The 11,476-nt window shown below is 37.5% G+C and carries 9 protein-coding genes and 1 pseudogene; 5 read left to right on the plus strand and 5 right to left on the minus strand.

Annotation, left to right across the window (positions count from 1 at the left end; all coding sequences use genetic code 11):
* The first annotated feature begins 23 nt into the window (after nt 1-23).
* Nucleotides 24-1,250 carry an IS256 family transposase gene (locus tag ATHSA_RS09965; RefSeq protein WP_232060069.1) on the plus strand — a complete coding sequence of 409 codons (1,227 nt, stop codon included), beginning with the start codon at nt 24-26 and terminating at the stop codon, nt 1,248-1,250.
* A 411-nt stretch (nt 1,251-1,661) separates the two neighbouring features.
* On the opposite strand, the gene ATHSA_RS09970 is transcribed toward ATHSA_RS09965, so the two are convergent.
* Nucleotides 1,662-2,093, minus strand: coding sequence for a transposase (locus tag ATHSA_RS09970; protein ID WP_161849060.1), 432 nt, complete (start codon nt 2,091-2,093; stop codon nt 1,662-1,664).
* A 93-nt stretch (nt 2,094-2,186) separates the two neighbouring features.
* Nucleotides 2,187-3,347, minus strand: a complete 1,161-nt coding sequence (locus ATHSA_RS09975; protein ID WP_161849061.1) for an IS110 family RNA-guided transposase — start codon at nt 3,345-3,347, stop codon at nt 2,187-2,189.
* A gap of 550 nt (nt 3,348-3,897) precedes the next feature.
* Here ATHSA_RS09975 and ATHSA_RS09980 point away from each other — a divergent pair.
* The 3 genes from ATHSA_RS09980 to ATHSA_RS09990 are packed head-to-tail and all read left to right on the plus strand — an operon-like array spanning nt 3,898 to nt 6,809.
* Nucleotides 3,898-5,079: an FprA family A-type flavoprotein gene (locus ATHSA_RS09980; RefSeq protein ID WP_161849062.1), complete on the plus strand. Its 1,182-nt coding sequence runs from the start codon at nt 3,898-3,900 to the stop codon at nt 5,077-5,079.
* Complete coding sequence (locus ATHSA_RS09985; protein WP_232060168.1) at nt 5,030-6,286, plus strand: NRAMP family divalent metal transporter; 1,257 nt, start codon at nt 5,030-5,032, stop codon at nt 6,284-6,286. The genes ATHSA_RS09980 and ATHSA_RS09985 overlap by 50 nt, the downstream gene beginning before the upstream one ends.
* 7 nt (nt 6,287-6,293) lie before the next feature.
* Nucleotides 6,294-6,809 carry a metal-dependent transcriptional regulator gene (locus tag ATHSA_RS09990; protein WP_161849063.1) on the plus strand — a complete coding sequence of 172 codons (516 nt, stop codon included), beginning with the start codon at nt 6,294-6,296 and terminating at the stop codon, nt 6,807-6,809.
* A 109-nt stretch (nt 6,810-6,918) separates the two neighbouring features.
* Here ATHSA_RS09990 and ATHSA_RS09995 read toward each other — a convergent pair whose 3' ends face one another.
* The gene (locus ATHSA_RS09995; protein ID WP_161849064.1) at nt 6,919-7,611 is read right to left on the minus strand and encodes a polyhydroxyalkanoate synthesis regulator DNA-binding domain-containing protein; all 693 of its coding nucleotides are present in this window, start codon (nt 7,609-7,611) and stop codon (nt 6,919-6,921) included.
* Nucleotides 7,612-7,727: 116 nt separating this feature from the next.
* On the opposite strand from ATHSA_RS09995, the gene ATHSA_RS10000 reads away from it, so the two are divergent.
* Nucleotides 7,728-8,801, plus strand: a complete 1,074-nt coding sequence (locus ATHSA_RS10000) for a hypothetical protein (protein WP_161849065.1) — start codon at nt 7,728-7,730, stop codon at nt 8,799-8,801.
* Between the two features lie 29 nt (nt 8,802-8,830).
* On the opposite strand, the gene ATHSA_RS10005 is transcribed toward ATHSA_RS10000, so the two are convergent.
* Nucleotides 8,831-10,057: an IS256 family transposase gene (locus tag ATHSA_RS10005; protein ID WP_232060069.1), complete on the minus strand. Its 1,227-nt coding sequence runs from the start codon at nt 10,055-10,057 to the stop codon at nt 8,831-8,833.
* 129 nt (nt 10,058-10,186) lie between these two features.
* Nucleotides 10,187-11,257, minus strand: a pseudogene (locus tag ATHSA_RS10010) (IS256 family transposase); the annotation flags it as partial.
* Between the last annotated feature and the right edge of the window lie 219 nt (nt 11,258-11,476).

Below are 11,476 nucleotides of genomic sequence, written 5' to 3' on the forward strand. Positions count from 1 at the left end.
AATAAACTCAAAGGAGGAGAATCATGGAAAAGAAAAGACTAATGTCCAAAGATGAGATCAGAAAGTTTATCAAAGACAATGATATCAAAGATATTGCAGGTATCGAAGAATCTCTAAAAAGGATGTTTTCATCGGTTATTGAAGAAATGCTTGAGGCTGAATTAGAGGACCAACTTGGATATACCAAATACGATTACAAGTCTAAGATGACGGATAATTCAAGAAATGGCAAATCGAAGAAAACGGTTATGTCGAAATACGGTGAAACTGAAATAGAAGTTCCACGAGACAGGAATTCCGATTTTGAACCTCAGGTTGTTAAGAAACGCCAAAGAGATATTTCTGGTATAGAAGACAGGATAATATCCATGTATGCTAATGGGATGACATTCTCCGAAATTGGGAATCAGATAGAGGATATTTACGGAGCGGAACTTTCAAATGAAACCTTATCGAGGATAACGGATAAGATAATACCGCTCATGGAAGAATGGAGAAACAGGCGGCTTGAAGAAGTATACGCCATAGTTTATCTTGACGGGATAAGGTATAATGTGCGGGAAAATGAACAGGTAATAAACAAGACGGTTTATTTTGCGGTAGGAATAGATTTAGGTGGACAAAAAGATGTTTTAGGTATGTGGATAGCAGAAACAGAAACATCCAAGTATTGGGCCAAGGTTTTAAGTGATTTACGAAATCGTGGTGTTAAAGACATTCTCATAATGACAACAGATGGACTTAGTGGGATGAAAGAAGCGGTTGAAGCGATTTATCCTGAAACTGAATTGCAGGGATGCGTCGTTCATGTCATAAGGAATGGAATGAAATACGTTTCGTACAAGGATTTAAAAGAGTTCTCCAAGGATACGAAGAGTATATATCAAGCGCCGACAGAAGAATCGGCACGAAAGGGATTAAACGCTTTGAAAGAAAAGTGGTCTGAGAAATATCCTTTAGCTGTGAATGTATGGGAAAAGAGTTTTGACAGGATATCCACGATGTATCAATTTACTCCTGAGATAAGGAAACTCATCTATACTACAAATCCGATAGAAAGTTTTAACATGCAATTGAGGAGGAAAACAAAGAACAGAGATGTTTTACCTAACGATACGGCTATATTCAAATTGCTTTATTTGGCAGTAGTTGAGATAAAGAAAAAATGGGTGATGAAGGTAAAAGACTGGAATCAAATTTTACAGCAATTAAAGGTACATTTTGGGGAAAGAGTGTCTAAATACTTATGAATACTGACAAAAATGGAGTTTACACAAAACTATTGACAGACCCCGGATTTACACGATTATACCACAAAACAGGGCCCGAAGGCCCTGTTATAACAAGTATCGGCGGGAGTCACATCTGCTTAGACCGACAAAGAAAGGATGAGGAAGAACTACTTAATTATTAGACATGTCAGATATGGAATAGGTTCTGAAAGTTATATACGCATAATGTATAGGCAGGAGAGAGATATATATATTATTCGCGAAGTATATGCAGGGTAAGGTACGCATAAGGAATCTTATCCATTCCACAGCTCCTTACCATTCCTTCCTCCAACTAAGCCGAGCGGCCTCCGCCGCTTCGGCTTCTTACCTTGTTATACTCAACCAAGTTTAAATTCCGAATCTCCGGTATAAAAGCACGACCAAATTCTAACCATTTATGATCTGAAATTTGGTGCCTATGAAAGTCTTCAATTCCAATTTTATCAGTTTGTCTTTTACCTCTTCTTCAAAAAATTCCTTTATCTTTGATTTGAATTTCTCTTTCTTTTCATAATAGACCTGCAATAGAGCATCTTTCGAATATTTCCACAGTCTTTCTATCAGATTCAGGTTCGGTGAGTAAGGCGGCAAATATATCACTTCTATCTTAATTCCTTTTTCGCTTCTTATCTGTTTGAGATATTCTATGAATAACTTCCCGTGATTGTATTTCGCGTTGTCCATCACAAGAAATAACTTCCGTTTCCGCCTTATCCATAGGTCCGTAAAACTGTTTTCTATGATCTTATCCACCAATTTAATGTTCGATTGCTGATTTACGTTTTCTTCATGCTCTATACAGATTACTTTCTGATTCACAGGTCGGATTTTGAACCTGCTTTAGATACTCTAATAAAGTCAATAGTGTACATTTATACAGTATTTTATTTTTTGAATCAAAGGTCTTTGAAGTTAAGGCATAGATGGGTTAAAATCAACTCCTTTCTTCCATATCGAATAAGTCAATTCAACCAACTTCCTTGCTATGGCAGTAAGAATTACTTTAGGATGCTTCCCTCTTTGTTTCATCTGGTCATACTTGTTTCTATACTTTGGAACTATTCTTAAAATCCTAACAGCAAAGTTATAAAAGATTTTTCTGAGGAATGAATTACCCTTCCTGGATATCCCTCCAAAGTGAATGCTATTTCCACTTTGCTTAATGACCGGATCAAGTCCAATGAATGAAACAAATTGTTCTTTGGTGGGGAATCGTTGGATATCTCCTATTTCAGATATTATCGTTGCCGCAGTTATACTTCCCATTCCAGGAATCGTTGAGATTGGATTGTGAGGGAAGGTTGAAAATATCTTTTCTATCTCTTTGTCAACATTCTCGATTAATGCTTTCTGTCTCTTAAGATTATCTACCAAAGCGGAGATTATAGTTGAGTCCACGTCGAAAGAATCGGTAAGTCCTATTGAGGATTCTAACTTCATGACAAAGGATTTAGCCTTATCCTCAGACCATCCTCTCAAAGAAGAAAGGAGTTGAATAACTTCATCCTTGTTCTCAAGAATGGACTTTCGAGAAGGGAAAGTGGAGAGTAGTTCAATTATTCCAGCAGAATTAACGCTGCTAAAGAAATCAAATATTTCAGGCATGTTGGTTCTAAGGATATTTCTGAGTTGCTTTTGAATGTTAGAATATTCTTGAACAAGGGATGTGCGGAACCTTATAAGTTTCTTCAAAGCGGCAAATTCATCCGGAACTGGTGAAGAGACTATCGCATCATCTCCAAGTCTAAAAAGAGCGAGAGCGAGATTCTTTGCATCAAGAGTATCTGTTTTGGAATGATTTCGAGATCTAAGGTAATTCTTAACAGCATAAGGATGAAGTAGAACAACATTTAATCCTAAATCTTTGAGATATTGAAAGAGATTATTGCTATATGTGCCAGTCGATTCCATGGCAATTGAAAAATCGTCATGAAGATTGTTCAATTTGTCCAAGAATTTGTTAAAGCCGTTTTGGGACTGCCTAAAGGTCAGGACAACATACTTATCATTCTGTGGATAGTAAAAAGCGACATCGAATTTCTCAGCAGAGATATCTACACCAACATATACCATACAAATTCCTCCCTTTCATACACTCGTTATAAGTCCGACCTTTTGAGGTCATTACTCTAAATCATGTTTGTGGAGGAAGCTAAATCTAAACACAAGCTCAGAGGCTTAAGTATATAGCTAGCTTTCTACACAGAATCTGATTTGGGTTTCAAGGCTCTTTACTTATTATTCTACACGAGTATATAGCTAGCTTTCTACACAGAATCTGATTTGGGTTTCAAGGCTCTTTACTTATTATTCTACACGAGTATATAGCTAGCTTTCTACACAGAATCTGATTTGGGTTTCAAGGCTCTTTACTTATTATTCTACACGAGTATATTTATGTTATCATCTTTTACCAAATTTTAAAAGTGAAATGTAATTTAGCATAGAACGGAACAAAAACTAAGGGCAAATGTTGGAGCCAGTAACATAAGCGCGTGATACATGGGAAAACAGAATTAAACATTAATTTCAAAAAAAAGAAACCTTTAAATCGTTATTCAATGCTATACTTAAACAGAGATAAGAAAGTTTGATGAATATAACTTTATGGAGGCGAATGGTTATGTCAGTTCAAAAAATCAAAGAAGACGTTTTTTCTTTAAGGGCCAACGACTGGGACAGAACACTTTTCGATGAACTCATCCCTCTGCCCGACGGCACAAGTTACAACGCTTACGTTGTTAAAGGGAAGAACAAGATCGTACTCATCGATACCGTGGATCCCAGAAAAACAAAAGAACTCATCGATGATTTGAAAAGTTTGGATTTGCACCGGATCGATTACATCGTATCCCAGCATTCCGAGCAGGATCATTCCGGATCCATTCCTGAAATTTTGAAGATGTATCCCATGGCCGAAGTTGTCACAAACAAAAAAGGAAAGGAATTTTTGACCGAACTTGTGAAGGTGCCAGAAGACAAATTTTTGGTTATCGAAGACATGGGTACAATAGACATTGGCGGGAAAACTTTAAAGTTCATCTTCACACCGTGGGTTCACTGGCCCGAGACTTTTTCGACTTACCTTGAGGAGGATAAAATACTTTTCACATGCGATTTTTTTGGATCTCACATAGCCACAAACGATCTTTTCGCAACGAATGAAGGTAAAGTAATGGAGGCGGCCAAAAGGTATTATTCGGAGATAATGGTGCCGTTCAGAACCTCCATAAGATCAAATCTTCAAAAGATAAAAGATTTTGACTTCGAGATAATAGCACCATCCCATGGATGCATTTATCAAAATCCAAAGATGATAACGGATGCCTACAGTGATTGGTCTTCCGATGACGTCAAAAACACCGTTGTCATTCCTTACCTTTCCATGCACGGAAGCATTCAAAAGTTCGTCGATCGTTTTGTAAGAAAACTCCAAGAGAAAGGAATCGATGCAAGGCCATTTGACGTCGTAACAGCAGACATAGGCAACATGGCAATGGCTTTAATAGACGCGGCAACGATAGTTATTGCATCTCCGACAATGCTTAGCGGGGTCCATCCGAAGATCGCTTACGTCGCATATTTGGCAAATGTGTTAAGGCCGAAGGCAAAGTTCGCATCCGTAATAGGTTCTTACGACTGGGGAGGACGCGAGGTCGATGTACTTTCAGGTTTACTGGGCAATTTGAAGGTTGAGATGATACCGCCTGTACTCATAAAAGGAGACGGCAGGGAGGAAGATTTGAAAGGAATAGATGATCTTGCAGAACGAATATCTCAAAAACACAGATCGATCAACCTCTAAGCACAGATTTCGTCACCGTCATCACATGCACCTTTTCGGTCCCGCATGGCTTACCATGATGGCCGATATGGATGCCGCAAGCACGATAAGCGCGGCCGAAGTGGGTGCAACGTTTAAATATGGACTGATATGGTTTATGTTATTGCTTATAATTCCGCTTTTTTTCATTCAAGAAGCGGCGGGCAGAATAGGCGTCGTGACCCAGCAGGGGCTCGGAACGGTGATAAGAAAGCATTACTCAAAAAGTACTGCCCTTGCGCTTACGATTCCTATGGTTATAACGGACGTTATAACCTACATCGCCGAATATGCGGGCATAGCGATAGGACTTAAGATTTTTGGAATATCTCCTTTCATATCTTTGCCCGTTGTTTTTGTTTTACACGTCCTGCTTATAACGAAAAGAAAATACGCCCAATTCGAAAAATTATTGCTTGCAATCTCGGGCGTTTTGATAACGACATTCGTTATCACGTTGATTTTCCGTGGAATTAAGCCTTACTCACCGATCTACGTACTTCCGTCAACTTCTTTCTTCTTCATGCTTGCGGTGACCGTTGGAGCCGTGGTAATGCCTTTTATGCTCTTTTTTCAGGCTTCGGCTGCGGGAGAAAAGGTCTCGTCCGCACGTGAACACTTAGGTGAAGAGGGAGAGACGTATTTGAAAAGAAAGGCCCTTTCCCTTTCAAAAAAGGAAACTTTGATAGGGGCAATAGTCACGGAGGTTTTGATGGTTGTGGTTGAAATGGTTGCGACCGGTATCGATCCATCCGATAATCTCATGTCACCCAAAGAACTCTCGACGATACTCTCTTCGATAGCCGGCCCTCTTTCTCCTTACATATTCGGTATAGGACTCGCCGCCGCAGGCTTCCTTGCGCTTGTGGTTGTATCTTTGGGAAGTGCATGGGGATTTGTGGAGGCGGCAAACATTCCAAAGGATAAAGCGTGGATAGTCTATGTTCTTGAAAGTTTGCCGGCAGTTTTTGTTCCGATGATCTTCAGTTCGGATCTTATAAATTTCATGCTTAATTTGATGGTTGTCTTTGTTTTCGTGCTCATAGGTCCGGGAATAATGGTAGGCGTTATTTCTTCAAACAAAAAGATCATGGGAGAATACGTATCCAACAAAAAATGGAAAGCATTTTACTGGGGAAGTCTTTCATTTGTTTTGATCTTTGGATTTATAGCCTTAAAGAGTCTGTGAGGGAAAAATGGAAAATATAAATGATTTGAGCAGCAATTTTCAAGATTATCTTTTGGATATATTGAAATTGAGCGATGAAAAGAAAGTCGTAAGGTTAAAAGATATAGCCGAAAAAAGAAAGGTGAAAATGCCTGCGGTAAATGTGATGTTGAAAAAAATGGAGAAGGCGGGACTCATCGTCCACGAAAATTACGGGTACGTTGAATTGACGGGAAAAGGAATGGAACTCGCAGCACAAATAGAAAAAAGGCACAAAGTACTTTACGAATTTTTAAAAGACATTCTTAATTTACCTCAAGAAATTGCAGAAAAAGACGCTCACAAGATAGAGCATGATCTTGATGAAAAAGCAATCAAAAATATCTCTGCTTTTATGGAATTTGTGGATCTCATGGAGAAGAAATTTCACACGCGCGAGTGTTTTTGTTTCTCATATTTTTCGGAAAATGGCGATCTTCCACCCGAAGACGTGTGTAAAACGCGTTTGTTGTTGAGGTTCAAAGATGAGTCAAAAAATACTTGATCAATTGTGACATGCTCCCACCACTTATAGAAGTGGGGGAATTCTTGCTTAAAGAGTGTTAAAAAGGCTCGAAAGAGCCTTTTGAAAAAGGTAAAAAAGGTATTGAGTATTATGGGATCGTCCATATCCATGATTCAATTCCGCCTTTTTGTTTGACGTTTAAAAAGTGTTTTCTTACAAGATTATCTCTTACATTCTCGAAATGCTCTAAAGACCAATTTAGAGATTTTGCCGCTTCTTTTGGATCTACAATATTATCACTTGCCTTTGATTTTATATAAACTATAAGTTCGTCATAACTGAGAAGACCTGTTAACTTTAAAAGTTCATTCCATATTTTTCTCTGCTCTGATTCAACGATTGCTTTTTCTATTTTGACATTCCTTTCTTTTAAAATATCATACAATGTTTTTTCAACGTCTATGGCTATCTCGGCATTTATAACGCCTTCATCGGTCAATTTATTGACAATTTTATTTAAGATATCTCTATCGGTCGAGGCAAGTTTAAGAAGGTCATATATGACCTCAAGAGATCTTTTCACCTTTATCATGTTTATCTTATTCTTAATAAGATCAAGAGGCGATTCACCTGAAATATCAAGAAGTTGTCTATTATGATCGAAATGTTTTTGGATCAGTGTTGAAATTACATGATCTGTAACGTCTTCTCCGTTTTTATCGATAACTTTAACAATATCGCCAGCATTTATCATTCTGGCGATATTGTTTAAGGTTGTAAAACACTTATTTGTGGTATCGTAAAGTTTTCTGTTAGAATATCTTTTTATAATTATATTCATGCTTCAATTATAACATTTTTAGAAATAAACAGTACCATTCGTGTGTATATAATATAGGGGTGTGAAGATGAAAGGAGGGAGAAAAAGGCTTCCCGATAGGGAAGCCAACATCCAAAATGTCATCACTAATTTTACCAGATGATTTTAAAGATGTGGACGAATTCTTCGAAAAACTAATAAAAGAATTTCTTGACACGGTCATGAAAGAGTTGGATGAGGAGTTATGTTCCGCTTATTTGGAAAAGGGATACAAGGTATTAAGGACCAAGAAGAGGAAGATAAAAGTGCTTTTTAATTCTCATTATCTCGAAATATCCTTTACGTATAGGGTGCTTAAGAATGCCAAGAATGAGAAGATAAAGCCCTTGATTGAATTTCTTAAGATAAAGCCGAGAGACATTTACACTTCCTCTGTCAAAGAGAAAGCAATAGCGCTTGCAACTGAGATGACATTTTCGAAGGTATCTTCAATTACAGGTGCATCTGCAATGAGCATATGGAAATGGCTTCAATTAAATAAGATAGATGAAGATGAAATCTCGACTTACCAGGGGAATACACCTGAGGTTAGAAGTGAATCGGATGGGATGTTCATATCCGTTAGAGGAAGTGAAAGGAAGGAAGAGATAAAGGTTGGAATAATTTATGACTCAAAGAGGATGATAGGAAAGAATGGAGATAGGATGAGGAATGAACTTGTGAATAAGAAAATAGTGATTTCATATCCTTGGGAGTTTTCAAAATATTTTTCGGGTCAGATACATTCACGTTCATCATATTCGAGCATAATTTATTACTCTTCTGACATGGGAGAGGATGAGAAGAAGGCAGCGGGTGATGTGGGGTTTACGGATAGATTCATAGATCTTTTTCATCTTGTAAGATTGGGAGGGAGAAAGGAAGAACTGGTCAAATCTTTTGAATACAAGGGATATTTTGGTTCATGCGAAAGCAACGTCAAAAAAGTAAAGCAAAGGCTTAAGGGTAGGAGTTGGTCAAAGAGAGGGTTATCTAACATGATAAGGCACATGACGATATCTTTAAACTCTGAGAAAGTGCTAAAGATTCACGAGGTTAAAGCGCAGAAGAAGCACATTAATGATCAAGACACTCATTTAGGATATATTGATTGTACATTAGCAACTCTGAATAATACTTATGCGGAAGACAAAATTAGGGTCTGTCAATAGTTTTGTGTAAACTCCATTTTTGTCAGTATTCATAAGTATTTAGACACTCTTTCCCCAAAATGTACCTTTAATTGCTGTAAAATTTGATTCCAGTCTTTTACCTTCATCACCCATTTTTTCTTTATCTCAACTACTGCCAAATAAAGCAATTTGAATATAGCCGTATCGTTAGGTAAAACATCTCTGTTCTTTGTTTTCCTCCTCAATTGCATGTTAAAACTTTCTATCGGATTTGTAGTATAGATGAGTTTCCTTATCTCAGGAGTAAATTGATACATCGTGGATATCCTGTCAAAACTCTTTTCCCATACATTCACAGCTAAAGGATATTTCTCAGACCACTTTTCTTTCAAAGCGTTTAATCCCTTTCGTGCCGATTCTTCTGTCGGCGCTTGATATATACTCTTCGTATCCTTGGAGAACTCTTTTAAATCCTTGTACGAAACGTATTTCATTCCATTCCTTATGACATGAACGACGCATCCCTGCAATTCAGTTTCAGGATAAATCGCTTCAACCGCTTCTTTCATCCCACTAAGTCCATCTGTTGTCATTATGAGAATGTCTTTAACACCACGATTTCGTAAATCACTTAAAACCTTGGCCCAATACTTGGATGTTTCTGTTTCTGCTATCCACATACCTAAAACATCTTTTTGTCCACCTAAATCTATTCCTACCGCAAAATAAACCGTCTTGTTTATTACCTGTTCATTTTCCCGCACATTATACCTTATCCCGTCAAGATAAACTATGGCGTATACTTCTTCAAGCCGCCTGTTTCTCCATTCTTCCATGAGCGGTATTATCTTATCCGTTATCCTCGATAAGGTTTCATTTGAAAGTTCCGCTCCGTAAATATCCTCTATCTGATTCCCAATTTCGGAGAATGTCATCCCATTAGCATACATGGATATTATCCTGTCTTCTATACCAGAAATATCTCTTTGGCGTTTCTTAACAACCTGAGGTTCAAAATCGGAATTCCTGTCTCGTGGAACTTCTATTTCAGTTTCACCGTATTTCGACATAACCGTTTTCTTCGATTTGCCATTTCTTGAATTATCCGTCATCTTAGACTTGTAATCGTATTTGGTATATCCAAGTTGGTCCTCTAATTCAGCCTCAAGCATTTCTTCAATAACCGATGAAAACATCCTTTTTAGAGATTCTTCGATACCTGCAATATCTTTGATATCATTGTCTTTGATAAACTTTCTGATCTCATCTTTGGACATTAGTCTTTTCTTTTCCATGATTCTCCTCCTTTGAGTTTATTTTACTCAAAATGGAGGTTTACACAAATAATCTTATACTCCCCAAAATTAAGACTCTTCTAAATCCACATTTTACATAATCGTTACACCCCATTACTTTATACACACGTTCTTTGTTTTCCTCCTCAATTGCATGTTAAAACTTTCTATCGGATTTGTAGTATAGATGAGTTTCCTTATCTCAGGAGTAAATTGATACATCGTGGATATCCTGTCAAAACTCTTTTCCCATACATTCACAGCTAAAGGATATTTCTCAGACCACTTTTCTTTCAAAGCGTTTAATCCCTTTCGTGCCGATTCTTCTGTCGGCGCTTGATATATACTCTTCGTATCCTTGGAGAACTCTTTTAAATCCTTGTACGAAACGTATTTCATTCCATTCCTTATGACATGAACGACGCATCCCTGCAATTCAGTTTCAGGATAAATCGCTTCAACCGCTTCTTTCATCCCACTAAGTCCATCTGTTGTCATTATGAGAATGTCTTTAACACCACGATTTCGTAAATCACTTAAAACCTTGGCCCAATACTTGGATGTTTCTGTTTCTGCTATCCACATACCTAAAACATCTTTTTGTCCACCTAAATCTATTCCTACCGCAAAATAAACCGTCTTGTTTATTACCTGTTCATTTTCCCGCACATTATACCTTATCCCGTCAAGATAAACTATGGCGTATACTTCTTCAAGCCGCCTGTTTCTCCATTCTTCCATGAGCGGTATTATCTTATCCGTTATCCTCGATAAGGTTTCATTTGAAAGTTCCGCTCCGTAAATATCCTCTATCTGATTCCCAATTTCGGAGAATGTCATCCCATTAGCATACATGGATATTATCCTGTCTTCTATACCAGAAATATCTCTTTGGCGTTTCTTAACAACCTGAGGTTCAAAATCGGAATTCCTGTCTCGTGGAACTTCTATTTCAGTTTCACCGTATTTCGACATAACCGTTTTCTTCGATTTGCCATTTCTTGAATTATCCGTCATCTTAGACTTGTAATCGTATTTGGTATATCCAAGTTGGTCCTCTAATTCAGCCTCAAGCATTTCTTCAATAACCGATGAAAACATCCTTTTTAGAGATTCTTCGATACCTGCAATATCTTTGATATCATTGTCTTTGATAAACTTTCTGATCTCATCTTTGGACATTAGTCTTTTCTTTTCCATGATTCTCCTCCTTTGAGTTTATTTTACTCAAAATGGAGGTTTACACAAATAATCTTATACTCCCTGTCCAAGAATTTCTTAAAGCCGTTTTGGGACTGTCTAAAGGTTATGACAACATACTTACATTGTGTGGATAGTAAAAAGCGGCATCAAATTTCTCAGCAGAGATATCTACACCAACATATACCATACAAATTCCTCCCTTTCATACACTCGTTA

Origin of the sequence: Athalassotoga saccharophila (assembly GCF_009936215.1) — a bacterium.
Classification (GTDB): domain Bacteria; phylum Thermotogota; class Thermotogae; order Mesoaciditogales; family Mesoaciditogaceae; genus Athalassotoga; species Athalassotoga saccharophila.